Consider the following 23,235-nt stretch of genomic DNA (forward strand, 5'->3'; position numbering starts at 1 on the left):
CCCTGTCCTGCGTGGTTCAGGGAAAACGGAAGTCCGGCGCGTCGCCCACCAGGGCGAAGGCGCGCTCGAAGGGCCGCTCGAAGGACCGCACGCCGCGGACCTGGAAGCAGCGGCTGAAGCGGTACACGATCTGGGGCCTGATCGCCTGCGTGGTGATGGCCCTGCTGGGTGCCGCCGGCTTCTTCGTCGCCTACCGGTCGATCGACATCCCCGACCCCAACGCCGACTTCCTCACCGAGACCACGCAGGTCTACTACTCCGACGGCAAGAGCCAGCTCGGCCAGTTCGCGGTGCAGAAGCGTGACTCGATCGACTACGACGAGATGCCGCAGACGGTGAAGGACGCCGTCGTGGCCGCCGAGAACCAGACCTTCTGGACCGACAACGGCCTCGACCCGAAGGGCATCCTGCGCGCGGCGTTCAGCAACGCCCAGGGCAACGCGACCCAGGGCGCGTCGACGATCACCCAGCAGTACGTCAAGATCCTGTACTTGACCCAGGAGCGCACCTGGAAGCGCAAGCTCAAGGAAGCGATCCTCTCGCTCAAGGTGAAGAACCAGCTGAGCAAGCAGGACGTGCTCGAGGGCTACCTCAACACCATCTACTTCGGCCGTGGAGCTTATGGCATCCAGGCCGCGGCGCAGGCCTACTTCGCCAAGGACGCCGCGCAGCTCAACCTCAAGCAGTCCGCCGCCCTGGCCGCGATCCTCAACAACCCCAACGGCCTCGACCCGGCCGACGGCGAGGACGTGGCGCAGCGCCTGCTCGGCCGCTACCAGTACGTCCTCGACTCGATGGCCAAGATGGGCACGGCCCCCGCCGGCGAGGTCTCCCAGGCGCGCGAGGCGCTGCCGAAGTTCCCGCAGATCAAGCAGAGCGAGCAGTACGGCGGCCAGCGGGGCCACGTGCTGAGCATGGTCCACAAGGAGCTCACCCGGCTCGGCTTCAGCGAGCAGGAGATCAACGGCGGCGGCCTCCAGGTCACCACGACCTTCACCAAGAAGGCGATGGCCGCGGCCGCCGAGGGCGTCGCCGAGCAGCGTCCGGAGGGCTTCGGGCCCAAGCAGCTGCACGTCGCGGTCGCCTCGGTCCAGCCCGGCACCGGGGCGGTGCGCGGGTTCTACGGCGGCCAGGACTACCTCGAGTCGCAGATCAACTGGGCCGTGTCCGGCGGCCAGGCCGGCTCGACGTTCAAGCCGTTCGCGCTGGCCGCCGGCATCGAGTCCGGCTTCGAGCTCAAGGACACCTTCGACGGCAACTCGCCCTACGAGCTCGAGGGCGGCGGCGAGATCGAGAACCAGGGCGACCACAGCTACGGCCGGGTCAACCTGATCAAGGCCACCGAGGACTCGATCAACACCGCGTTCATCGACATGACGCTGGCGATGCCCGACGGCCCGCAGCAGATCATCACCACCGCCAACGCGATGGGCATCCCGCCGGCCGAGGCCGCCACGCCGGCGTACGGCATCCCGACCTCGAGCCCGGGCCTGCAGCCCAACACCGGCGTCTCGCTGGGCTCGCAGACCGTGAGCCCGATCAACATGGCCAACGGCTACGCCACCATCGCCAACCGCGGGGTCGCCGCCGACGCCTACATCATCGAGAAGGTCGTCGACCGCGACGGCGTGGTGCGCTTCGACCACAAGGTCGCCACCCACGACGCGGTCCCCGAGGGTATCGCCGACGACGTGGGCTACGCGCTCCAGCAGGTCGTCAAGTCCGGATCCGGTACGGCGGCCCTCGGCCTGCACCGCCCGGCCGGCGGCAAGACCGGCACCGCCACCAACGGCAACGGTGACGTCTCCTCGGCCTGGTTCGTCGGCTACACGCCGCAGCTCGCGACCGCGGTGATGTACGTGCGCGGCAAGGGCAACGAGCAGCTCAAGGACTGGCTGCCGTCGTACTTCGGCGGTGCCTACCCCGCCAAGACCTGGACCGCGGTCATGCTGCGCGCCCTCGACGGCGAGGAGGTCGAGGACCTGCCGGGCGCGGCGTACGTCAAGGGTGAGGCGCCGACCGAGGGCCACGAGTACGTCCCGCCGCCGCCCCCGCCGCCGAAGAAGTCCAAGAAGCCGAAGGAGAAGAAGACGACCGAGCAGGCTCCGCCTCCGGTCACTCCTCCGCCGACGGCGCCGCCGACCTTCGTCCCACCGCCGACCCCGACACCGACGCAGCCGACGCAGCCGACGCAGCCGACGTTCCCCACCGGGCCGACCATCGGGAACCCGGGCAACGGGAACAACCCCCGCGTCCGGCCCTGACCGGTGACCCACGTCCACCCCACCCGTGACGACGCGGTCGTCACGGCGCTGAGCGAGGTCGTCGGCGGCCCGATGGGCGACCACGCGCGACCGCACCGGTGGTGGACGCCGGCGCGGGTCCTGCTGCTGCTCACCGCGGTGGTGTTCGCGGCGGGGCTCGTGCAGAAGGCGCCGTGCTCGCTCGCCCAGGGACACGACCAGAACTGGGTCTACTCCCACATGTGCTACACCGACCTCAAGCCGCTGTACGTGCCGCGGGGGATGGCCGAGCACGCCTGGCCGTACTCCGACGACGACCAGACCCGGGCCCGCTACCAGGTGATGGAGTACCCGGTCGGCATCTCCTACTGGGCGTGGGGCACCGCGTGGGTCACGCACTGGCTCAACGGGTCACCGGACGTCGCGGCGCGCTACAAGGCGCCCGTCTCCGACCTGTACGGCGACCCGGAGGTCAACGACGAGGAGAACCTCTTCCTCCTCGTGAACGCCGTCGGCTTCGCCGCGCTCGCGCTGTTGGCGACCTGGCTGCTGGCGGGCGCGAACCGGTCCCGGCCCTGGGACGCGGCCGCGTTCGCCCTCTCCCCCGCGCTGCTGCTGACCGGCTTGATCAACTGGGACCTGCTCGCCGTCGCTCTGGTGGCCGGGGCGCTGTGGGCCTGGTCGCGGGACAGGCCGGTGCTCACCGGCGTGCTGATCGGCCTCGGCACCGCCGCCAAGCTCTACCCGCTGTTCCTGCTCGGCGGCTTGCTGGTGATCTGCCTGCGCCAGCGTCGGGTCGGGCGGTTCGCGCTGGCCGCGCTGTGGGCGGTGGTCGCCTGGGTGGTGGCCAACGCGCCGGCGTACCTCTCCGGTCCGGACCAGTGGAAGGTCTTCTGGTCGTTCAACGCCGAGCGGAAGGCCGATCTCGGCTCGCTGTGGCTGCTCGTCGACCAGGCGGGCGACCTCGGCATCTCGGCGCACACGGTCAACGTGTGGTCGTGGGTGCTCTTCGGCGCCTGGTGCCTCGGGGTGTTCGCGATCGGGATGACCGCCGGGCGCCGCGGCCCCGTGGCGATGGTCCCCCGCCTGGCCCAGCTCGGCTACCTGATCGTGGTCGGCTTCCTGCTGGTCAACAAGGTCTACTCGCCGCAGTACGTCCTGTGGCTGCTCCCCCTCGCCGCCCTGGCCCGGCCGCGCTGGCGCGACCAGATCGTGTGGCAGGCGAGCGAGGTCTTCTACTTCTGCACGGTGTGGTGGTACCTCGGCGGCTACCTCGCCCCGGCCGGCGGCGGGGACGCCGGGTTCTACTGGGTCGGCATCGTCGTCCGGGTGCTCGGCGAGCTCTACCTCGCCGCGGTGATCGTGCGCGACCTCTACCGGCCCGCGCACGACCCGGCCGCGCTGGAGCGGGTCGAGCCGGGGGTGGCCGTGGAACCGCGCCCCATTCGAATTGGCGGCTGATCGGCCGATTCAGCGACCAGAACGCATGGGGCGCGGGGATCAGCCGGAGACGACGACCCGGTCGAACGCCGTGGCGGTGTAGCGGACCCGGACGTCCACCTCTTCGCCGACCTCGGGCACCCGCGCGCCGTGGGGCACGAACAGCATCGAGGCCTGCATGTGGGGCGGCTCGGCGAACAGGCGCTGCTTGCCGTCGATGGCGTACGGCGAGCGCACGAACCCGACCGCGTCGAGGCCACCGCGGGCCAGCGTCGCCGCCCGCGCCTTGATCGACTGCTCGCCGGTGGGCGCCTCGAGGCCGATGCCGTGAGCGGTGCCGCCGCTGACGACGAGCACGTGGCCCGACTTCGGGGCGGTGCGGCCGCGGTAGCCGAACGCGTCACCCCGCTCGACGGGGTGCACGTCGAGGACGGTCGCGGTGACGCGGAGGGCGCCGCGGTCACCGAGCCAGAGCCCGGTGCCGATCCGGGGGCGGACCGTGAAGTCGCCGTACTGGCTGCGCAGGGTGGTCAGCTCGGCGTCGGTGAGGTGGCTGACCCACACTTCCGGGGTGCCGCGGGTGGGGACCTCGGCGGCGACGAAGTCGTTGACCAGGCGGGTCACCTCGCCGAGGTGGGTGCCCTGCCCGAGCGGCAGGTGCAGGGCGAGGCCCTCGACCCGGGCGCCGGGGTGCTTGCGGAGCAGGTCGCCGGCCTCCCACAGCTCGCGCGCGGCCATGCCGTGGCGGCGCATCGAGGTCATCCGCTCCAGCACGACCCGCGCGGTCGGGTCGGCGTGCAGCAGGTCGCGCAGGTCGGCCAGGCGGCTGACGGTGTGGACCAGCCGGCGGCCGGTCGCGGCGTCGGGGAGCGGCACCCAGGGCCGCCACGGGGTGAGCACCAGCAGGTCGCCGTGCCAGCGCTGCGCGACCTCCGGCAGCTCGTCGTACGTGCCGACGGCGAGGGTGCGTACGTCGTGGCCGCGCTCGGCCAGCCACTGCGCCTTGCGGGCCAGGCGGCCCAGCGTGAAGCCGTAGCCGTTGCCCTTCGCGACCGGGACCAGCCCGGGTTGCGCGTCGGCGACCGACTCGAGGTGGGTGCGCCAGCGGGGCCCGTCGACGGTGAGGGTCAGGCTCATCGGTCAGCCCCTTCGCTGGAGGTAGACCTGGAAGGCCTTGTAGAGCGCCCGGTTGACCGGCAGGTCCCACTCGCCGGCGTACTCGACCGCCTCGCCGCCGGTGCCGACCTTGAACTGGATCAGCCCGACGTGCGCGTCGTCGGCGTCGAGGGTCTCGGTGATGCCGCGCAGGTCGTAGACGGCCGCGCCGGCGGCGATCGCGTCGCGGATCATGGCCCACTGGATCGCGTTGGAGCCGCGCACCTCGCGCTTCTCGGTGGACGAGGCGCCGTAGGAGTACCAGGCGTGCTCGCCGACGCGGATCGCGATCGTCGAGGCCACCAGGTCGCCGTCGTGGCGGGCCAGCCAGAGGGTGAACCGCTCCGGGGCGTCGGCGCAGAGGGCGTCGTACATCGTCTCGAAGTAGCTCAGCGGACGCGGCGTGAAGTGGTCGCGCTGAGCGGTGTGGACGTAGAGCTCGTGGAACGCCACCAGGTCCTCGCGGGTGCCGCGGGTGACCTCGACGCCCTCCTTCGCGGCCTTCTTGATGTTGCGGCGCCACAGCTGGTTCATGCCCTTGAGGACCTCGTCCTCGCTGAGCTGGGTGCCGTCGGCGGAGCGGAGCGGGACCTGGAACACGAACTGCGGCTGGCCCGCGGCGAAGCCGCCCTCGACGCCCTGGTGGCGCCAGCCGAGCTCGTGGAGCTGGGCGACCACGCGCGCGCCGGCCGGGGTGCGCTCGGCGGGCGGGATCTCGCCGAGGAGACGGACCGCCGGGTCGGCGATGCCCTCCTTGACCTGCGCCGTCGTCCAGCGCCGGGTGACCACCGGGGGCCCGATCCGTACGGCGAACGCGCCCTGCTTCCTCAGGTGCCGCACCATCGGGTCCAGCCAGGCGCCGAGGTCGTCGCTTCCCCAGTCGATGACCGGCCCCTCGGGCAGGTAGGCGAGGTAGCGGTTGAGCTTGGGGAGCTTGCGGTAGAGCACCAGCGCGACGCCGACCTGCTTCCCCGCGTCGTCGAACCAGCCGAGCGACTCGCTGCGCCACTCGCTCTTCACCCGCGCCCAGCCGGGTGTCTGCAGGAAACTCGCGGACGGCAGGGTGGCGAGGTGGTCGCGGTGCTCGGTCGGGCTGATCGGGCGCACGCTGGGCATGGGGACCAACCTATCGGGCCTATCGGGCCTATCGGACGGGTGCGGCGGGGTAGCCCCGGCGAGCGGGGTACCGCGGGGCCATGACCGCACCGCGCCCGCTCGGCTAATGGCTGACCACGCTCGACCGCCTGCTCGACGACCAGGTCGCGGATGCCTTGGCCGAGCGCGGGTTGAGCCGTCGTGACTGGCACGCCCTCGGGCGCCTCGAGCACGGCGCCGTCGCCGATGACGTCGCCGTCGAGCTGCTCCCCGCCGCCGAGGGACTGGTGGCGGCTGGGCTGGTCGAGCACCGCAGTGGCGAGTACCGGTCGACCGAGTCCGGCAGCGAGCTGGTCAGCGAGGTCCAGGACGGCCCGGTCCAGGCGGTCGCCGAGCGGGCCGCCGAGGGCCTCTCGCCGGAGCAGTACGACGCACTGCTCGGTTCGCTCGAGCAGGTCGCGACCAACCTCGGCTGGCTCGGCGACCGCCCGGGCCGCGACACGCCCTAGTTGCCCATCTAGGCGTCCGGGCCCGCCGCGCGGACCCGCTGGACGTGCTCGAGCGAGTCACGCAGCTCGCCCAGCCAGTCGTCGGCGTGCTGCTGGACGAGCCGGACGCACCAGGCCAGCGCCTCGCTGCGGCTGCGGGCGACGCCGCCGGCGATGAGCGTGTCGAGCACGACGCGCTCGGGCTGGCGCAGCCGGGTCATGACGGGGACGGCCAGGTGGGTGAACAGGGCCCTGGTCCCGTCGCACTCGACGCCCCACGCGACCTTCTGGTCGAACTGGCGCTCGGCCTCGCGGGCGATGGCGATCCGCGCGTCGCGGGTGCGCCCGCGGAACTCCTGGATGCGGCCCTGGGCGGCGGCCTCGCGCTCGGTCGCCGAGGCGTCCTCGGCGAGCTTCGGGGCCGCGATGCGGCCGATGACGGTGATCTCCTCGCGGTCGACGGTGACCTCCACCACGGACTCGAAGAGGTCCTCCGGCAGGCGTCCCGCGAACCAGCCGCGGATCTGGTCGCGCTGGTCGGTTGTAATCATGTAATTCAGATTACGCGTGATCCGGAAGAGCGCAAGAGCGGTTCGCTACCGTGCCGGGATGCTCGACGCGTTCCCGTGGGCCGAGCGGGATGCGCTCACCCTGGACGAGCGGTACCGCACCCGCCAGCTGCCGCTCCTCCACGACCGACCGCGCCCGCCGCTCGGTCCCCGCTCGCTGGGACCGGGCGAGTTCTGGCCGCCGGTCCGCTCGGTCGTCGTACCGCTGCCGAAGAGCCTGCTCGAGGCGCCGTCGGTGCGGGCGTTCCTCGCCGACCTCGCGGCCAGCGCCGCGGCGCCGGCGGTCTGGTTCGCCGGAATCCAGGCGCGCGCGGACCGGATGCATGCGACGCTCGCACCAGGGGTGAGCGACGTCGGCGGCGTGCTCCCGGACGCGGCCAGGAGGCCGCTCGACATGGTGGTCCGCGGACCGTGGGTGGGTCGCTACAACCGGGGTCGGATCTACCTGCCGGTCGAGCCTGCCGACGCGGCGACCACTGCCGCGCTCGCCGCGCTCGCCACCCACGTGGGCGCTCCGTTCCGGCCGCTGCTCGCCGGGTTCGTCCAGCTGCGCCAGGACGTCACGGCGGCCGCGTACGACGGTCTGCGGAGCCTCGTCGCGCACCACCGCGAACGGCTCGTCGTACCGCTGCGGGTCGACGAGGTGCACCTGACCGAGACCATGGACGACCTGGTCCTCAGGTCGCGGGTGGTCGAGCGGATCGCGCTCGGCTGAGGGACGCGGTCACAGGCGCTCGCGCAGCCACGCGAAGTCGGCGACGTGCTCCTCGGCCCCGCCGGGCGTCTCGCACACGACCGGCGCGCCGGCGTCGCGGACGACCTGGGCGAGCAGGTCCGGGTCGATCTGGCCGGCGCCGAAGTTGGCATGCCGGTCGGCGCCGGAGTCGAAGGCGTCGCGGCTGTCGTTGGCGTGGACCAGGTCGATCCGGCCGGTGATCGCGAGGACGTCGTCGACGATGGTCTCCAGGGCGTTGCCGCCGGCGTGGGCGTGACAGGTGTCGAGGCAGAAGCCGACCATGTCGGCGCCCTCGGCGGACGCGATCGCGTCCCAGGTGCCCTTGATCCGCTCGAGGTAGCGGGTCATCGCGTTGGTGCCGCCCGCCGTGTTCTCGATGAGCAGCGGGATCTTGATGTCGGTCGCCTCGACCGCCTTGCGCCAGTTGTCGAAGCCCTTGGCAGGGTCGTCCTCGTCGGTGACGTGGCCGCCGTGGACGATGAGCCCCTTGGCGCCGAGCTCGGCGGCGGCGTCCATGTGCTGCTGCAACAGCTTGCGGCTCGGGATCCGCTGGCGGTTGTTGGTGGTCGCGACGTTGATCAGGTACGGCGCGTGCACGTACAGGTCGACACCCGCGGCCTCGGCGGCGGCGCGGAGGGCGGCCGGGCCGCCGTCGTACGACAGCACGGGGCCCTTGTAGGACTGCGGGTTGCCGAGGAAGAACTGCACGAGCGGGGCGTTGCGCGCGGCCGCCTCGGCGATCGGGTCGGTCTGGTCGACGTGGGCTCCGATGCGCAGCTCGCTCATGGTCGTCACCGTATCGACCGGCGGCGACACTCGTGGATCGGGCGCCGGGGCACTACCTTCCTCGCGTGACCACCCTTCACGTCTCCAGCGGCGGCCGTACCTGGTCGTTCGAGGAGCCGCGCGTCGTCAGCATCGGACGCGACACCGGCTCCGACATCGTCCTCACGGCGCCCTCCGCGTCCCGCCAGCACGCGCAGCTGCGCTCGGACGGCTCCGGCTGGGTGCTCGTCGACACCGGCTCGAGCGGCGGCACCTTCCTCAACGGCAACCGCGTGACGGAGGTCCGCGTCACGGGGCCGACGACGGTGCGGTTCGGTGGCGTGAACGGCGAGGAGGTCCAGCTGACGCCGGCCGGCGTCTCGCGCCCCGCCGCCCCCGACCCGGCGACGCTGCCGCCCGCGGGCCTCCAGCAGACCGTGCTGCCCGGCGTCGGCCCCGCCGGCCCCGGCTACGTCAGCGGCCCCGGGCTGCTGGTGCGCGCCGGCGGCGTCTCGAAGAGGTTCCCCCCGGGCGTCGTCGTCCGCATCGGCCGCGACCCGGCCAGCGAGGTCGTCGTCGACGACCCGTCGGTCTCCCGGCTCCACGGCGTGGTCGAGGGGCGCCCCGACGGGTGGTGGTACGTCGACCGGTCGACCGCCGGCACCTTCCTCGAGGAGGACCGGGTCACCCAGCGCAAGCTCGAGGACCCGACCACGCTGATGCTCGGCCACCCCACCGCGGGCGCCGAGGTCGAGGTGGTCCCGATCGTCGCGACCGGCGTCGCGCAGAAGTCGATCGCCAAGAAGAAGCGCAGGCGCACCGCCGCCCTGGTCGGCGGCATCGTCGCGGCGCTGGTCCTGGTCGGCGGCGGCGTCACGGCGGCGGTGCTGCTGGGCGGGGACGACGAGTCCGGCGGCAGCGGTGGCGGTTCGCAGGAGGCCGCCGGTCTCAGCACCGAGGAGCTCGACCGCGCCAAGCTCGCCAGCGTCCTCATCATCGCCGTCGACGACGACGGCGAGCCGATCTACACCGGCTCCGGCACGATCATCAGCGACGACGGGCTGATCCTCACCAACGCCCACGTCGGCAAGCCCAGCGCGCCCGGCCAGCAGGGCGACGAGGAGGACCCCGCCGGGCTCCTGGTCGCGCTCACCTCGGCCGAGGACGACAAGCCGGCCGCGCCGTCGTACTCCGCCGAGGCGATCGTCGCCGACGGCGTCCTCGACCTCGCGGTCCTCAAGATCACCGCCGACGAGGACGGCAAGGAGATCGGCAAGGACGAGCTCGACCTGCCGCCGCCGGTGCCGCTCGGCGACAGCGACGACCTGCGCACCGGTGACGAGCTCACGGCACTCGGCTTCCCGGCCGTCGCCCACGTCGCCTCCGACGACGGCCTCGACCGGGCGCTGACCGTGACCCGCGGCGTCGTGTCGACCTTCCTCAAGGAGGCCGCGGTCCCCGGCAACCGCGCCTGGATCGACAGCGACATCCGGATCGGCTCCGGCAACTCCGGCGGCGCCTCGATCAACGACGACGGGGAGCTGGTCGGCATCAACAGCGCCGTCGTCACCGAGTCGACCGTGGGCAGCAGCGGCGAGGGGGGTGCGTTCACCGGCGGCTCCGCCCGGATCCGGCCGGTCAACCTGACCGAGGACATCGTCGACATCGCCAAGAAGGGCGGCGACCCGGAGTACGTGTCGCCGTACCTCGACGACGTGCCGGAGACCCCGGCCGACCCGATGGGCCAGGCCACCGCCTCCCCCAAGGGCTGGTCCACCGACGGCAGCGGCGCCTGCTCGACCACCAGCACGCTCGACGACCCGCAGGTGCTCAGCGGGGTGAGCCTCCCGGCGACCCTGTACGCGCACTTCGCCGTCAGCGGGCTGCCCGACGGCACGCCGTTCACCATCGAGCTCGCCGACCCCCAGGGCCAGCTGATCGGCTCGCTCGACGGGTCGTGGGACCTCGGCTCCGACGACGTCTGCGCGACGGTGTCGCTCGACGTACCCGAGGGGCTCTCCGCCGCGATCGCGACGCTGGTCATCGACGGGACCCGGATCGAGAACCCGGTCCTGTTCGGGTAGCCGGGCGGGATTCGGTCCGGGCGGGCGGGCGCTGTTAGCCTGTCCCGTCCGGTGCCGCTGGCACCGTATCCGTCTGCTGGGCCGAACCAGCCAGACAAGCAAGGCCCTCCTGCCGTGGAAAGTCCGCGGCCGCCTGAGTCCAGAGGAGGTGGAGACCGCTTTGCGCAACTACGAAGTCGTGGTCATCCTCGACCCGAGCCTCGACGAGCGGACGGTTCAGCCGTCGCTCGACAAGTACCTGAACGTCGTCCGCAACGACGGCGGCACGGTCGACAACGTCGACGTGTGGGGCAAGCGCCGCCTGGCGTACGAGATCAAGAAGCACGCCGAGGGCATCTACGCCATCGTCAAGCTGACCGCCGCCCCGGCGACGGTCGACGAGCTCGACCGCCAGCTGACCCTCAACGAGTCCGTCCTGCGGACCAAGGTCCTGCGACCCACCGTCTGAGGAAGCCAGGGCCCCGTGCCTGTGGATGCCGGCTGTTCATTGTCGGCACCACGGGACACCATGGGGTCCGTTGCCCGGGACTGAGCCCGGGCGGGCCACTCGAACCCCACCGCACAGGAGACCACCATGGCTGGCGACACCGTCATCACCGTCATCGGCAACCTCACCGACGACCCGGAGCTTCGCTTCACCCCGTCGGGCGCGGCTGTCGCCAACTTCACGGTGGCCTCGACGCCACGGTCCTTCGACCGGCAGACCAACGAGTGGAAGGACGGGGACACCCTGTTCCTCCGCTGCTCGGTCTGGCGCCAGGTCGCGGAGAACGTCGCCGAGTCCCTCCAGAAGGGCATGCGCGTCGTCGTGCAGGGCCGTCTGGTGTCGCGCTCCTACGAGACCCGCGAGGGTGAGAAGCGCACCGTCAACGAGCTGCAGGTCGACGAGATCGGCCCGTCGCTCACCTGGGCGACCGCCAAGGTCACCCGCGCGAGCCGCTCCGGCGGTGGCGGCGGGTACGGCGGCGGCAACCAGGGTGGCGGCAACCAGGGTGGCGGCGGCCGTCCCGCGGGTCAGGACCCGTGGGGCAGCGCCCCCTCCGGTGGCGGCAACCAGGGTGGCGGTTCCAACTACGGGGGCGGCGCCCCGGCCAACGACCCGTGGGCCGCGCCGGGTGTCTCGTCCAACGACGAGCCCCCGTTCTGAGGTTTCGAGGCTCGCAGGCTCGCACCTCAACCACCGATACAACCAACCATTCCGGCCGCTTTCTGACTGACGCGGCCGGGCTCTGAGGAGGAGCACCACAATGGCGAAGGCAGTCGTCCGCAAGCCCAAGAAGAAGGTTTGCCAGTTCTGCAAGGAGAAGGCCACCGGTGTCGACTACAAGGACACCGCCCTTCTGAAGAAGTTCATCTCCGACCGCGGCAAGATCCGCGCCCGTCGGGTGACCGGCAACTGCGTCCAGCACCAGCGGGACGTCGCGATCGCGGTGAAGAACGCCCGCGAGGTCGCGCTGCTGCCCTACACCTCCGCCGGTCGCTGAGCAGAGTCAGAGAAGGAGAGCTGAACTCATGAAGATCATCCTGACGCAGGAGGTCGAGAACCTCGGCGCTGCCGGCGACGTGGTCGAGGTCAAGGACGGCTACGGCCGCAACTACCTCATCCCCCGCGGCTTCGGCATCCGGTGGACCCGGGGCGCCCAGGCGCAGGCCGACTCGATCAAGGCCGCCCGCTCGGCCCGTGCCGTCCGCGACGAGGCCCACGCCGCCGACCTGAAGGCGAAGCTCGAGGGCTCGCCGGTCGACGTCAAGGTCAAGGCCGGCCAGGGCGGCCGCCTGTTCGGTGCGGTCACCCCCGCCGACATCGCCGCCGCGCTCGGCGAGGCCGCCGGCGAGGCGATCGACAAGCGGACCATCGTCCTCGGCAACCCGATCAAGTCGCTGGGCAACCACGCGGTGTCGGTCAAGCTCCACGACGAGGTGTCCGCCGCGGTGGCCCTCAACGTCATCCCGGGCTGACCCGATCGACGTACGACGGCGTGGCCGGTCCCCTCGGGGCCGGCCACGCCGCTACTTTTGGGGCACTCCTTCCTTCCCCCTAGACCCAGGAGTTCCCATGCGTGTACGACGGCTCTGGCCTGCCGCCCTCCTGCTGCTGACCCCAGTCCTCGCGGCCTGCGGAGACGACGAGCCCGACGCGACCGACACCCCCACGGACGCGTCCAGCGCGACCGACGCGTCGACGCCGACCGAGGAGACCAGCGCTGCGACGACGGCGCCCACCGAGCCGGCGACGTCCGCGGCCGCCGGCCTGCCCGGCGCGTGCGATGTCGTGAGCGCCGACGACCTGGCCGAGGCATACGGCATGCCGTTCGGCGCCCCCGAGGTCGGCGGCGACGACCACACCGAGGGCGGCCTGGCCTGGACCAGCGACGACTGCTCGTTCGAGGCCCCGGGCCTCGCCGAGGTGACCGTCAAGCTGACCGGCCCCGAGGACTTCACGAAGGGCGCCTTCGGCTGCCCCCAGCCCGGTGACGACGACGGCATCGTCGACCCGGCCGACGACATCGCCGGTGCCACCAAGGGCTGGTGGAAGGTGAGCAACCCGCCGGACTTCGAGGGTGAGCTGCGCGCCTGCACGCCTGCGGTGCTGCTGCAGATCGACCTCGACTACGACGAGGGTGTCGAGTACGAGGGCGACCCGCTCAACCAGTCCGTCGGGCTGGCCGAGAAGGTGCTCGCCGCGATCAAGGGCTGAGGTCCCCCGACGGCTCGGACTCCGCCGGCTCGGCCCCGGCCCACGGGGCCGAGCCCAGGAGCGCGCAGAGCGCGATGACGAGCAGCACGCCGGCGAGACCGACCGTGCCGACGCCGTACAGCCACTGCCAGCCGGCGCCGTTGTAGAGCACGTTGGCGACGAGCGAGACCAGGATCGCGGTCTCGGCGACGAACCACCACCAGCCGCTGCGGGCCCTGGCCTCGCGGGCGCGGGTGCCGAGGGCGTGGCACAGCGCGGCCTGGAAGCCCAGCGCCGGGAGCGAGGACGCCCACACCACCGCCGGGTCGGCGTCGTCGAGCCAGGCGCGGGCGTCGGGCGGGCTGAGCACCGCGGCGACGATCAGCGAGAGGACCGCGAGGTAGCCGAGCGTCAGGCGCAGGGGCAGGTCGGGCGCGGCCCGGACGAGGCGGACGTAGCCGACCAGCACCAGCAGGCAGCCGAGGACCTCCGAGACGTCGTACTTGTCGTCGGGGGCGGCCGTGAAGACGACGACGGCCAGTCCGATCGCGATCCAGTAGAGGGGCTTCACGCGCCGGCCACCAGCCAGGCGTCCCCGCGGGCGCGGCGGACCAGCGTGATCAGCCGTCCGCCCATGAACACGGCGCAGAACACGGCCCACAGCCAGGGGAGCCCGGCGCCCAGCGCACTCGTCAGCAGCACCAGCGGAGCGTAGCCCGCGAGGACGGCCACGCCGGCGCGGGCCAGGTACCGGCCGTCGCCCGCGCCGATCAGCACGCCGTCGAGGACGAACACCACGCCGGCGACCGGCTGGGCGAGCGCGGCGACGAGCAGCACGGGGACCAGGGCGTCCCGGACCCCGGCGTCGGGCGTGAACAACGCGCCGAGCCAGGGACTCGCGGCGGCCAGCAGCAGGCCGGTGACGACGCCGCTGACGATCCCCCAGGCGACCATCCGGCCGGTGACCGCGCGGGTGCCGGCGACGTCGCCCGCGCCGAGGAAGCGCCCGGTGATCGCCTGCGCGGCGATCGCGATGGCGTCGAGGACATAGGCCAGGAAGCCCCACAGGGTCATCGCCAGCTGGTGGGTGGCCACCGGGACGGCGGCGCTGCTGGCCGCGCCCCCGGTGGCGGTCAGGACGACGGCGTACGTCGTCACCAGGAGCGAGGCGCGCAGTGTCAGCGTCCGCACGATGAGCGGTACGCCGGCGCGCGCCGCCGCCCGGACACCGGGCAGGTGCGGACGCAGCGTGGCGCCCTCGGCCCGGGCGGCGCGGACCACGACCAGCACCAGCGCGATCGCCATCGCGGTCTGGGCGAGCACCGACCCCAGCGCCGAGCCGGCGATGCCGAGGCGCGGGGCCGGCCCGGCGCCGTACACGAGGGCGACGTTGAGCCCAAGGTTGGCGAGGTTGCCGAGCACCGCGACGACGAGCGGCGTGCGGGTGTCCTGCAGGCCCCGCAGGACGCCGGTGCCGGCGAGGATGAGCAGCAGTGGGGTGAGGCCGAGGGCGGCGACGCGGAGGTACGTCGTAGCGGGCTCGACCACGTCCGGCGACGCCCCGAACACGGCGACGAGCGGGTCGGCGGCGAGCGCGGTGAGGGCCGTGGCCGGCAGGCCGATGAGCACGGCCAACCAGAGGCCGTCGAGGCCCTGGGCGAGCGCGGCGTCGCGGTGGCCGGCGCCGATCTGGCGCGCGACCCCGGCGGTGGTGCCGTACGCCAGGAAGATGCACAGGCCCACGACGGTCGTCACGACCGTGCCGGCGATGCCGAGGCCGGCCAGCTCGGGGGTGCCGAGGTGGCCGACGACGGCGGCGTCACCGAGCAGGAACAGCGGCTCGGCCACGAGGGCGAGGAAGGCGGGGAACGCGAGCCGGGCGATCTCCCGGTCGAGGGCGCGGCCGCCGGTCACCGGGTGCCGCCCGCAGCTGCTCGACGGGCCGGTGGATAAGTGGGGTCCTGCTGTGGAAACTCGGGTCCCGGTGTGGTAGCCCGCGGCTGCGCCGCGGCGGACCCGGTCCGACCGACCGGTGGCCAGAAGGTGAACGGGATCACACCCGAGTTTTTTGCCCTCCACAAGCCACGGACGGCGTTTGTGCAGGTCAGAGGCGCTTCGGGCCACTTCGACCGCACCTTCTCCACAGCTTCCTCCCCACCCCGTGCACACCATGTCCGCGTGTCGTCCACGTCCTGCCCCGGGTTATCCCCAACCCTTGTGGATAGGCCCCTTTCGGCGCCCCCGGTCAGCCCCGTAGGTTGCCGCACCGTGGCTCGTTCCGGCCACCGCCCGACGATTGTGTCGGACCCGGTCGGCACGCTGGGCACCGGACGACCGAGCAGACCGCGACCAGGAAGGGGACCACAACCGTGAGCCTCACGGACGACCCGCCGGCCTGGACCGCCGAGCCGCCCGAGGCGTACGGCGACGGCCCCGCGCCGTACCAGCCCGGCGAGGCCCCGACCGGCGGTCGCACGCCCCCGCAGGACATGGCGGCCGAGCAGTCGGTGCTCGGCGCGATGCTCATCTCCAAGGACGCCATCGCCGACGTCGTCGAGGTCATCCGCGGCAACGACTACTACCGTCCGGCCCACGAGGAGATCCACGAGGCGATCCTCGACCTCTACAGCCGCGGCGAGCCGGCCGACATGGTGACCGTCGCCGGCGAGCTGCAGCGGCGCGGCCAGCTGCAGAAGATCGGCGGCGCGCCGTACCTCCACACCCTCGCGGCCAACGTGCCGATCGCCGCCAACGCCGGCTTCTATGCCGAGATCGTCTACGAGAAGGCGATCCTGCGCCGCCTGGTCAACGCCGGCACCAAGATCGTCCAGATCAGCTACGCCGGCGAGGGCGAGGTCGAGGGCATCGTCAACGAGGCCCAGTCCGAGATCTACAAGGTCACCGACCGCAACAAGTCGGAGGACTACGCGCCGCTGTCCGACATCATGGACGGCGTCCTCGACGAGATCGAGGCGATGGAGAACCGCGAGGCCGGCATCTACGGCGTGCCGACCGGCTTCGCCGACTTCGACGAGCTCACCAACGGCTTCCACTCCGGCCAGATGATCGTCGTCGCCGCGCGTCCCGCCATGGGCAAGTCAACGCTGGCACTCGACTTCTGCCGTGCCGCCGCCATCCACAACAACCTCACCGCCGCCTTCTTCAGCCTCGAGATGACGCGCGGCGAGATCGTCATGCGCCTGCTCTCCGCCGAGGCCCGGATCCCGCTCAACCACATCCGCAACGGCAAGATGGGCACCGAGGAGTGGGACCGCCTGGCCCGCCACGTCGCCAAGGTCTCCGCGGCCCCCATGTTCATCGACGACTCCCCCAACATGACGATGACCGAGATCCGCGCCAAGGCGCGCCGGCTCAAGCAGAAGCACGACCTCAAGCTGATGGTCATCGACTACCTCCAGCTGATGAGCTCGGGCAAGAAGGTCGAGTCCCGCCAGCTCGAGGTCTCCGAGTTCTCCCGCCAGATCAAGCTCCTCGCCAAGGAGCTCGAGATCCCGGTCATCGCGCTCTCCCAGCTCAACCGTGGCCCCGAGCAGCGTGCCGACAAGCGCCCCGCCGTCAGCGACCTGCGCGAGTCCGGCTCGATCGAGCAGGACGCCGACATGGTCGTCCTGCTCCACCGCGACGACGTCTACGAGAAGGAGTCGACCCGCCCCGGCGAGGCCGACCTGATCGTCGCCAAGCACCGCAACGGCGCGACCCGCGACATCGTGGTCGCCTTCCAGGGTCACTACAGCCGGTTCGTCGACATGGCCCACTGATGAAGCGCGACACCTGAATGTCAGTAGGACGACATGGGATGTCAGTAGTGATAGGCCGAGTCGTCCGTCTGCAGCGTGCCGGTGTGGCGGGTCGACGTCCTGATGGAGTCTCTGTTGCCAAGCCCGGCGGTGGATCTCACTAGGTTCCGGCGGGGCATTGACTAATTCGAGGGGGAGTCGGCATGACGCCGCAGGAACAGCAGAACATGCGCGCTCTGGAGTACGTGTATGACTACGACCGTGGGTCGGCAGGGCCGGCCGGTGTGTCTGGACTTCGCGACTTGGTTGGTGAGGATCAGGCAGCGGATTCGGCTGCTGAGTTGCAGCGGCGGGGTTGGATTCGACGCGATCAGCGGATGAGCGCTGGGTATCACATGACGGCTGCAGGTCGATCCGAGGTGCAGGCGCTGCGTGCCCGTCGTTCAGATAGGGCGCACCGCCGCTCGATGTGTCGAGAGGACCTGCTCCGTTGGGTGGATGCCCAGACAACGCCTGACCCTGGAAGACGGGTGAGCCGCGAGAAGTTCGACGGGTCGGTTGATCTACTCGATTACTCGGAGGAAGAGGTGCGAGCGGCGGCGACGTTCCTGGCGGATCGGAAACTCGTCAAGTCGATCAGCGCTGCTGGGGCTCCTCACATCGCGCTCTGGATTACCGAATCAGGACAGGAATGCATCGACGAAGGCGGTATCGAGGTGTATCTACGCAGCCGTGAGGAGGGCGTTGGCCAGCCTGTGGGCATCGTGAACAACTTCAACATGGCCGGAACGGGCAATGTGTTCGCCACGGCTACCGCGGCTGGTGCGGTCGCGAACGCGACCCTGAACAACTTCAACCTCGACCATGCACGTCTATTGGCACGGGCGGTACGGCTTGCCGCGAGCGATCTGGATCTAACCGATGTCGAGACTGAGGCCTTGGCGGAGATCGAGACCCCGGACGTCGAACCGGCACGCGCCCAGCGTGCCGTTGGACTGCTGACGACGTTCCTAATGGGAACGAGCACGGGCACGCTGGGGCAGGTCCTGGGCATGCTTGGCGCGAGCGCACTGGGCATCACGGCCTGATTAGGCCATCAGAGGAACGCTTCGAGGGTTTCTCCGGTGAGGGCGGGCTGCTTGGCTTGGGTGAGGAGCGCTCCTGTCCGATGCGCCTATGCATCCAAATCTACGTCGGCCAGTCGGTCTCAGGAGGCTCGTCAAAGTTGGGAGTCTACGAGTCCAAGGTCCGCGAGTACCAGGAGCGATGGCCCTCGCTGTCCCACGATCCATGGTGACGATCGCGAGCGAGGACAGGCGTTGCCTCCGCCCGGCAAGGACAGCGTCTCCGGCGTCGACGGGGTGTTCTCGTGGGCCCGGAGGCTGAGCCGACGAGGTCAGGCGACCCCGGTGACCGCGTCGCCGGGGAAGGTGAGGCAGGAGTGGACCTCGTAGGTCATCATGCCGGCCCGGACACAGGGGTCCTCGGCGAACAACGCGGCGGCCTCGTCGACGCCGACGGTCATGACGGCGAGGCCGGCCAGGGTGTCGGAGAGGACCGGGACGAGCACCGCGATGACGCCCTCGGTGCGCAGCGTGACCATCCGGCGCTGGTGTTCCATCTCGATCTCGGCGGCACCGTCCTGGTGTCGGTCCGCGGTCCAGTGGAGGACGCCGATGGTCGCTGGAGCCGCGGTCGCGGCGAGGTCCCTGATCTGTGCATCGGTGACGGGTGTGGTCATGTCGTTCCCTTTCCGGAGGCTGTGGGCAGGTGAGCGTCAGAGCCAGCCGTGGTCGGTGGCGATCCTGATGGCGTGGATCCGGTTCTTCGCGCCGAGCTTGTCGGTGGCGGAGGCCAGGTAGTTGCGGACCGTCCCGTAGGACAGGTACAGGGCGGCCGCGATCTCCCTGGGGTCCATGCCCTCAGCGTGCAGCCTGAGTACGTCGGTCTCGCGCTGGGTGAGGGGGCTGCTCCGGGTGGTCAGGGCGGCGATCGCGGTGGCGTCGTCGATGACGCGGCCGCCGGCCGCCACCTCGCGGATGGCCGCGATGAGGTCGGCCGCCGGGATGTCCTTGGGCAGGAACCCGCCGACCTCGGCGGCGAGGGCGGCGTGCAGGTTCTTGGGCTCGGCGTGGGCGGTGAGGATGAGGACGCGACAGGTCGGCACCTCCTCGCGGAGCCGAGCCGCTGCCGTGAGCCCGTCGATCCCGGGCAGGTCGATGTCGAGCAGCGCGAGGTCGGGACGGTGGTCGCGGGCCAGGGCCAGGATCCGGTCCCCGGTGGCGGCCTGCGCCAGCACCTCGATGTCCTCCTGGAGATCGAGGACCGCGACCAGCGTCTCGCGGAGGATCGCGGTGTCCTCGGCGACCAGCACCCGGATCATCGGCGTACCAACGGCGTCATGGTCGCCGGAAGGGTCGCCGGAAGGGTCGCCGCCAGTGAGTAGACGCCGTCCGAGCCTGCGGTGGTGGTGAGCCGGCCACCGAGCGGGCGCAGCCGCTCCTCCATGTTGCGCAGCCCGGTCCCCGGTTCCCGGCGGGCCTCCTGTGCCCCGTCGTTCGTCACCTCGAGGAGGACGTCCGGCCCGCGCTCGACCAGGCGGATGACGCAGGAGCGCGCCCGGCTGTGCCGGATCACGTTCGTCACCGCCTCGCGGAGCACCGCGGCGAGGACGGCCGCGCCATGCGTCGTGTCGTCGCTCATCTCGACGTCCGTCTCGACGCGGACGCCCGCGGCCTCGAGGGTCGCGCGTGCACTCGCGAGCTCGTGGCGCAGGTCGAGGACGACGGCACCCGTGCCCAGGGCCACCGCGTCACTGGCCACGGTGGTCGCCAGCCGCATGACCTGCACGGCCTCCCAGCGCGCACGGTCGGGCGAGATGTCCAGGAGCTCGACGGCCAGGTCGGTCTTGAGTGCGATGGTCGACAGTCCGAGACCGAGCGTGTCGTGGACGTCGCGGGCCAGTCGTGTCTGCTCCTCCCTGGCGGCGAGAGCGGCGACCTGGTGGCTGGCTCGCTCGACCTCGAGAGCGGCGACCGTGAAGCGCGAGAGACCGTAGATCAACAGGCTCGCGGTCAGCTGGATCGCCACCACGTAGATGCACCAGCGCACCTCCCGCGGCAGGGTCGTCTCGTCACCGGGCGGGTGCGCGAACGTCAGCACGGGCATGATCGCGACCACCGCGACCAGGATCGCCCAGCGTGCTGGGTGCCGGGAGCTGACCAGGACGCTGGCGGCGAGTGTGCCGAGCAGGGCCAACGCCGTCGCCCCGGCGACCTGGTAGAGCACGGCGAGCAGCACGCCCTGGAGCAGGAGGGTCAGCGGCCAGCCGCGCGGCCTGCGGGCGGAGCCGTCCAGGTCGAGATGGAGCAGGGTCAGCACCACGACGGCGAGCACGGCGAGCACGACGATGACGACGGCGCTCGGCGGATGGTGGACCCCGGCGGCCGGCGCCGCGACGTTCAGGACCGTCTGCAGCCCGAAGAGCACGGTCACGGCCGCGGTGACCAGGTAGGCCAGTCGCGGCTCGACGATCGTCGGCCCGCCCGTGGGTCGGAGGCGAACGGGCGTCGGGTCGGGCAGGGCCAGCAGCAGCCTGCGCGAGTCGGCGGCCGCCTCGCGCGCCAGCTTCCCGGCGGCCGCCAGGCCGCTCCGGAGCCGATCGGCGTCGGTCGAGCCGACGACGTCCCCCGCCCGCTCGGACAGATTCGCCAGCCGCTGCACGATCCGCGTCCGGAGGTGCTCGACGGCCGCGAGCTTCTGGCGGTCGACAGCGTCGGCGACCAGCCTCGACCGCGCCGTGGCCAGCGTCTCGTCGAGGTCGACCAGCCGGTTGAGGGCGAACCCGCTGAGGGCGGTGATGAGGAACGCGATCGTGACCCAGCACCCCGCGTTGAGCGCCGGCTGGTACGGCAGGCCCACCGCGAGCCAGAGCACGGGCTCCAGCACCGCCAGCCCGGCGAACAGGAGCCACCCGGGCCGTCCGGGCACGAGCAGCAGCACCAGGGCGCCGAGGAGACCGGAGGCTCCGCCGACCCAGCCGTCGCCGAAGATCGCGAAGGGGAGGTAGGTCAGCACGGCCTGGGCGGCGAGCAGGGTCCCCCGGTGCCGGACGAGGAGTGCGCGACCGCGTCCGGACGCGTACCAGAAGGGCACCGCGTAGAGCACGAGCACGAAGGGCACGTACGCCGCGGACTCGTGGGCGATCCCGTCCGCGACCCTGCTGACCAGTCCGCACGAGAGCACGACGAGCACGAGCGCGCGGGCGACGGGCCCGCTCGCTCCCACCGACGGCGTGCCGTCGGCGTCCACGGTGTCGGCCGTCTCCACGCCTGCACTCTAGGGACTCCTCGCCCCGGTGCAGCAGTGCGATCGGGCGCCGGCGCACGTGCAATCTGCACATCGTCGCGTGTCGTCCGGCACTGACGTCGGGGTGGCGCCGGAGGCCACGCTCTCGTCAGGGGTGGCACCCCGCCGCCCGGACGGAGGAGAACGATGACCGAGCTGACCACCAACTTGTGGTTCGACCACCAGGCCGAGGAGGCCGCCACCTTCTACGTCTCGCTGTTCGAGGACGGCAGGATCACGCTGATCGACCACTACGGATCGGCGGGCCCCCTTCCCGACGGCACGGTCAAGACCGTGAGCTTCGAGCTCGCGAACCACCGGCTGATCGCCCTCAACGGCGGGGCCGGTGACACCTTCAACGATGCGGTGTCCCTCATGATCCGGTGCGGTACCCAGGACGAGGTCGACCGCCTCTGGGAGCGGCTCACCGCCGACGGCGGCCAGGCCGGCCCCTGTGGCTGGCTCAAGGACCGGTTCGGCCTCTCGTGGCAGATCGTTCCCGAGCTGCTGTTCACGCTCGTCCATGACGACGACGAAGCCAAGGCTCAAGCGGTCATGGCCGCGATGCTGCGCATGGGCAAGATCGACAGCGCGGCCCTCCAGGCGGCGTACGACGCGAGCTGAGCAGGCCGAGCCTCGGCGGCGCTCAGGCCCGGACGGCTCGGTCGAAGAGCTCGGCGAGCTCGGCGCCGACCCGGACCGCGTCCGCGCCGTGGTCGACGATGTCCAGCACCGAGGCGTCGATCGCCCCCCGCAGGGCGACGGCCATGACGTGCGCGTCGAAGTCCCGCAGCTCTCCGGACCTCTGGCCGTCCCGGAACCCGCTCTCGAGGAGCTCGAGGCCTCCCGGGTCGCTCGGGAGAGCGCTCGCGAGCTCGATGGCCGCCCGCGCGTCGACGGGGTTCTCCTCGAGGAACTGCAGGTTGCTGACGACGTAGGCCCGGATCTTGCCGCGCATCGAGGACTCGGCGGCGATGCGCGGCCCCATGAACGCGCCGGCCTTGGCGAGCACGAGGCCGAACGCCTCCCGGAGCAGGTCGTCACGGGAGCCGAAGTGGTAGGAGATCAGCCGGGTGCTGCTGACGCCGGCCTCCTCCACGACCTTGGCGAAGGACAGGCCGTGGCACCCCTCGCGGGCCACGACGACCAGGGCGGCCTCGAGGATGCGCTCGCGACGACCACTGGTCATGGCGTCATCCTCGCAGGCTCGGGTGCCCGGCCGGCGCCAGGGCGACTTGACCGATCTTACTTGCACAGGTAAGAACTTACTCATGCAAGTAACGACATCGACGCTGCCGCCGCGAGCCGACGCCGTGATGCGGTACGCCGGCGGCGTGTTCGCCTTCCTCGCCGGCGTGTCCGCGCTGACGCTCGTCGCGGCCGCTGTCCTACAGATCGCCGGGTCCGACCTCGTCAACTGGGTGGTCTGGGTCCGCTCGGCCTTCTATGCACTCGGCGGGCTGTGGCTCGTGGCCCTGGTGCGGCGGGCGCGCAGCCGAGCCGACCGCTCGGCGTTCGTCCGGATCCGGCTGATCAGCATCCTGGCTCCGCTCGGCATCGCCGCGCTGGTCGTCTCGCCCGACTCCGGCTATCCCGCCTGGATGAAGGTCGAGCAGGCCTGCTTCGGGGTCCTGCTCCTGCCCGTCGCCCTCGGGCTCCTGCGCCCGTCGGTCGCTCGCGCGTTCTCGAGGAACCCCCTCGCCGGATGACGACGCAGCGACCGCGCCGCTCGGTCGGGCGGGGACGGATCGCTTCGCCGGGGTCGAGCACGACGCGGTCTCCACGCGTCGCCTCGGCCTCGTGCATCGGGGCAGCCCGTGCCTGCGTGGGACGGCGCGGTCGACACCGGCGGGTGAGGGGACGAGCTTCTCCTGTGCT

At 71.6% G+C, this 23,235-nt stretch carries 24 protein-coding genes; 14 read left to right on the forward strand and 10 right to left on the reverse strand.

Annotation, left to right across the window (positions count from 1 at the left end):
* Positions 1-11: 11 nt before the first annotated feature.
* A complete protein-coding gene (locus tag FBY23_RS01600) occupies positions 12-2,264 on the forward strand; it encodes a transglycosylase domain-containing protein (protein WP_260805682.1) in 2,253 nt (750 codons plus the stop codon).
* A gap of 3 nt (positions 2,265-2,267) precedes the next feature.
* Positions 2,268-3,704 carry a glycosyltransferase family 87 protein gene (locus FBY23_RS01605; protein WP_260805683.1) on the forward strand — a complete coding sequence of 479 codons (1,437 nt, stop codon included), beginning with the start codon at positions 2,268-2,270 and terminating at the stop codon, positions 3,702-3,704.
* 39 nt (positions 3,705-3,743) lie between these two features.
* On the opposite strand, the gene FBY23_RS01610 is transcribed toward FBY23_RS01605, so the two are convergent.
* Together FBY23_RS01610 and FBY23_RS01615 are read right to left on the reverse strand one after the other, a co-directional pair.
* Positions 3,744-4,820, reverse strand: a complete 1,077-nt coding sequence (locus FBY23_RS01610) for an alanine racemase (RefSeq protein ID WP_141796545.1) — start codon at positions 4,818-4,820, stop codon at positions 3,744-3,746.
* Positions 4,821-4,823: 3 nt separating this feature from the next.
* A complete protein-coding gene (locus FBY23_RS01615; RefSeq protein ID WP_141796546.1) occupies positions 4,824-5,954 on the reverse strand; it encodes a peptidoglycan bridge formation glycyltransferase FemA/FemB family protein in 1,131 nt (376 codons plus the stop codon).
* A gap of 170 nt (positions 5,955-6,124) precedes the next feature.
* Here FBY23_RS01615 and FBY23_RS01620 point away from each other — a divergent pair, with 170 nt between their 5' ends.
* Complete coding sequence (locus tag FBY23_RS01620; protein WP_141796547.1) at positions 6,125-6,442, forward strand: hypothetical protein; 318 nt, start codon at positions 6,125-6,127, stop codon at positions 6,440-6,442.
* A gap of 8 nt (positions 6,443-6,450) precedes the next feature.
* Here the strand turns inward: FBY23_RS01620 and FBY23_RS01625 are convergent, their stop codons facing one another.
* Entirely contained in the window at positions 6,451-6,972 is a 522-nt protein-coding gene (locus FBY23_RS01625; RefSeq protein WP_141796548.1) for a hypothetical protein, read from the reverse strand.
* 58 nt (positions 6,973-7,030) lie between these two features.
* On the opposite strand from FBY23_RS01625, the gene FBY23_RS01630 reads away from it, so the two are divergent.
* Positions 7,031-7,705, forward strand: a complete 675-nt coding sequence (locus FBY23_RS01630) for a hypothetical protein (RefSeq protein ID WP_141796549.1) — start codon at positions 7,031-7,033, stop codon at positions 7,703-7,705.
* Positions 7,706-7,714: 9 nt separating this feature from the next.
* Here the strand turns inward: FBY23_RS01630 and FBY23_RS01635 are convergent, their stop codons facing one another.
* The gene (locus tag FBY23_RS01635; protein WP_141796550.1) at positions 7,715-8,512 is read right to left on the reverse strand and encodes a deoxyribonuclease IV; all 798 of its coding nucleotides are present in this window, start codon (positions 8,510-8,512) and stop codon (positions 7,715-7,717) included.
* 65 nt (positions 8,513-8,577) lie between these two features.
* On the opposite strand from FBY23_RS01635, the gene FBY23_RS01640 reads away from it, so the two are divergent.
* The 6 genes from FBY23_RS01640 (at position 8,578) to FBY23_RS01665 (ending at position 13,273) form a co-directional block, all read left to right on the forward strand.
* A complete protein-coding gene (locus FBY23_RS01640; protein ID WP_160158129.1) occupies positions 8,578-10,575 on the forward strand; it encodes an FHA domain-containing protein in 1,998 nt (665 codons plus the stop codon).
* Positions 10,576-10,735: 160 nt separating this feature from the next.
* On the forward strand, positions 10,736-11,023 hold the full coding sequence (gene rpsF, locus FBY23_RS01645; RefSeq protein WP_139623520.1) for a 30S ribosomal protein S6: 288 nt from the start codon (positions 10,736-10,738) through the stop codon (positions 11,021-11,023).
* 126 nt (positions 11,024-11,149) lie between these two features.
* The gene (locus FBY23_RS01650; protein WP_141796552.1) at positions 11,150-11,722 is read left to right on the forward strand and encodes a single-stranded DNA-binding protein; all 573 of its coding nucleotides are present in this window, start codon (positions 11,150-11,152) and stop codon (positions 11,720-11,722) included.
* Between the two features lie 100 nt (positions 11,723-11,822).
* A complete protein-coding gene (gene rpsR, locus FBY23_RS01655; protein WP_141796553.1) occupies positions 11,823-12,059 on the forward strand; it encodes a 30S ribosomal protein S18 in 237 nt (78 codons plus the stop codon).
* Between the two features lie 28 nt (positions 12,060-12,087).
* Positions 12,088-12,534, forward strand: a complete 447-nt coding sequence (rplI, locus tag FBY23_RS01660) for a 50S ribosomal protein L9 (protein ID WP_141796554.1) — start codon at positions 12,088-12,090, stop codon at positions 12,532-12,534.
* Between the two features lie 97 nt (positions 12,535-12,631).
* Positions 12,632-13,273 (forward strand): hypothetical protein, encoded by a 642-nt coding sequence (locus tag FBY23_RS01665; protein WP_141796555.1) that lies wholly within the window; start codon positions 12,632-12,634, stop codon positions 13,271-13,273.
* On the opposite strand, the gene FBY23_RS01670 is transcribed toward FBY23_RS01665, so the two are convergent.
* Entirely contained in the window at positions 13,263-13,823 is a 561-nt protein-coding gene (locus FBY23_RS01670; protein WP_141796556.1) for a hypothetical protein, read from the reverse strand. The two genes, FBY23_RS01665 and FBY23_RS01670, sit on opposite strands and share 11 nt — an antisense overlap.
* A complete protein-coding gene (locus FBY23_RS01675) occupies positions 13,820-15,166 on the reverse strand; it encodes an MATE family efflux transporter (protein WP_260805684.1) in 1,347 nt (448 codons plus the stop codon). The genes FBY23_RS01670 and FBY23_RS01675 overlap by 4 nt, the downstream gene beginning before the upstream one ends.
* Positions 15,167-15,741: 575 nt before the next feature.
* Here FBY23_RS01675 and dnaB point away from each other — a divergent pair.
* The gene (gene dnaB, locus FBY23_RS01680; protein ID WP_396954508.1) at positions 15,742-17,031 is read left to right on the forward strand and encodes a replicative DNA helicase; all 1,290 of its coding nucleotides are present in this window, start codon (positions 15,742-15,744) and stop codon (positions 17,029-17,031) included.
* A 182-nt stretch (positions 17,032-17,213) separates the two neighbouring features.
* Positions 17,214-18,098 carry a hypothetical protein gene (locus FBY23_RS01685; RefSeq protein ID WP_141796559.1) on the forward strand — a complete coding sequence of 295 codons (885 nt, stop codon included), beginning with the start codon at positions 17,214-17,216 and terminating at the stop codon, positions 18,096-18,098.
* 308 nt (positions 18,099-18,406) lie between these two features.
* On the opposite strand, the gene FBY23_RS01690 is transcribed toward FBY23_RS01685, so the two are convergent.
* The 3 genes from FBY23_RS01690 to FBY23_RS01700 are packed head-to-tail and all read right to left on the reverse strand — an operon-like array spanning position 18,407 to position 21,339.
* Positions 18,407-18,751, reverse strand: coding sequence for a hypothetical protein (locus FBY23_RS01690; protein ID WP_141796560.1), 345 nt, complete (start codon positions 18,749-18,751; stop codon positions 18,407-18,409).
* Between the two features lie 36 nt (positions 18,752-18,787).
* Positions 18,788-19,393, reverse strand: a complete 606-nt coding sequence (locus FBY23_RS01695) for a DNA-binding response regulator (protein WP_141796561.1) — start codon at positions 19,391-19,393, stop codon at positions 18,788-18,790.
* Positions 19,390-21,339 carry a histidine kinase gene (locus FBY23_RS01700; protein WP_141796562.1) on the reverse strand — a complete coding sequence of 650 codons (1,950 nt, stop codon included), beginning with the start codon at positions 21,337-21,339 and terminating at the stop codon, positions 19,390-19,392. Before FBY23_RS01700 ends, FBY23_RS01695 begins: the two co-directional genes overlap by 4 nt.
* 165 nt (positions 21,340-21,504) lie before the next feature.
* Between FBY23_RS01700 and FBY23_RS01705 the strand changes: the two genes are divergently transcribed.
* Positions 21,505-21,981 (forward strand): VOC family protein, encoded by a 477-nt coding sequence (locus FBY23_RS01705; protein WP_141796563.1) that lies wholly within the window; start codon positions 21,505-21,507, stop codon positions 21,979-21,981.
* 22 nt (positions 21,982-22,003) lie between these two features.
* Here the strand turns inward: FBY23_RS01705 and FBY23_RS01710 are convergent, their stop codons facing one another.
* Entirely contained in the window at positions 22,004-22,546 is a 543-nt protein-coding gene (locus FBY23_RS01710; RefSeq protein WP_160158130.1) for a TetR/AcrR family transcriptional regulator, read from the reverse strand.
* An 82-nt stretch (positions 22,547-22,628) separates the two neighbouring features.
* On the opposite strand from FBY23_RS01710, the gene FBY23_RS01715 reads away from it, so the two are divergent.
* Positions 22,629-23,066: a hypothetical protein gene (locus FBY23_RS01715; protein WP_141796565.1), complete on the forward strand. Its 438-nt coding sequence runs from the start codon at positions 22,629-22,631 to the stop codon at positions 23,064-23,066.
* The last annotated feature ends 169 nt before the right edge of the window (positions 23,067-23,235 follow it).

Origin of the sequence: Nocardioides sp. SLBN-35 (genome assembly GCF_006715725.1) — a bacterium.
Taxonomy (GTDB): domain Bacteria; phylum Actinomycetota; class Actinomycetes; order Propionibacteriales; family Nocardioidaceae; genus Nocardioides.

Coding starts and splice junctions, on each gene's coding strand:
- rpsR (WP_141796553.1), top strand. CDS start 11,823: ATGGCGAAGGCAGTCGTCCGCAAGCCCAAGAAGAAGGTTTGCCAGTTC.
- dnaB (WP_396954508.1), top strand. CDS start 15,742: ATGGCGGCCGAGCAGTCGGTGCTCGGCGCGATGCTCATCTCCAAGGAC.
- FBY23_RS01690 (WP_141796560.1), bottom strand. CDS start 18,751: ATGACCACACCCGTCACCGATGCACAGATCAGGGACCTCGCCGCGACC.
- FBY23_RS01630 (WP_141796549.1), top strand. CDS start 7,031: ATGCTCGACGCGTTCCCGTGGGCCGAGCGGGATGCGCTCACCCTGGAC.
- FBY23_RS01705 (WP_141796563.1), top strand. CDS start 21,505: ATGACCGAGCTGACCACCAACTTGTGGTTCGACCACCAGGCCGAGGAG.
- rplI (WP_141796554.1), top strand. CDS start 12,088: ATGAAGATCATCCTGACGCAGGAGGTCGAGAACCTCGGCGCTGCCGGC.
- FBY23_RS01610 (WP_141796545.1), bottom strand. CDS start 4,820: ATGAGCCTGACCCTCACCGTCGACGGGCCCCGCTGGCGCACCCACCTC.
- FBY23_RS01650 (WP_141796552.1), top strand. CDS start 11,150: ATGGCTGGCGACACCGTCATCACCGTCATCGGCAACCTCACCGACGAC.
- FBY23_RS01665 (WP_141796555.1), top strand. CDS start 12,632: ATGCGTGTACGACGGCTCTGGCCTGCCGCCCTCCTGCTGCTGACCCCA.
- FBY23_RS01625 (WP_141796548.1), bottom strand. CDS start 6,972: ATGATTACAACCGACCAGCGCGACCAGATCCGCGGCTGGTTCGCGGGA.
- FBY23_RS01635 (WP_141796550.1), bottom strand. CDS start 8,512: ATGAGCGAGCTGCGCATCGGAGCCCACGTCGACCAGACCGACCCGATC.
- FBY23_RS01685 (WP_141796559.1), top strand. CDS start 17,214: ATGACGCCGCAGGAACAGCAGAACATGCGCGCTCTGGAGTACGTGTAT.
- FBY23_RS01715 (WP_141796565.1), top strand. CDS start 22,629: ATGCAAGTAACGACATCGACGCTGCCGCCGCGAGCCGACGCCGTGATG.
- FBY23_RS01695 (WP_141796561.1), bottom strand. CDS start 19,393: ATGATCCGGGTGCTGGTCGCCGAGGACACCGCGATCCTCCGCGAGACG.
- FBY23_RS01615 (WP_141796546.1), bottom strand. CDS start 5,954: ATGCCCAGCGTGCGCCCGATCAGCCCGACCGAGCACCGCGACCACCTC.
- FBY23_RS01710 (WP_160158130.1), bottom strand. CDS start 22,546: ATGACCAGTGGTCGTCGCGAGCGCATCCTCGAGGCCGCCCTGGTCGTC.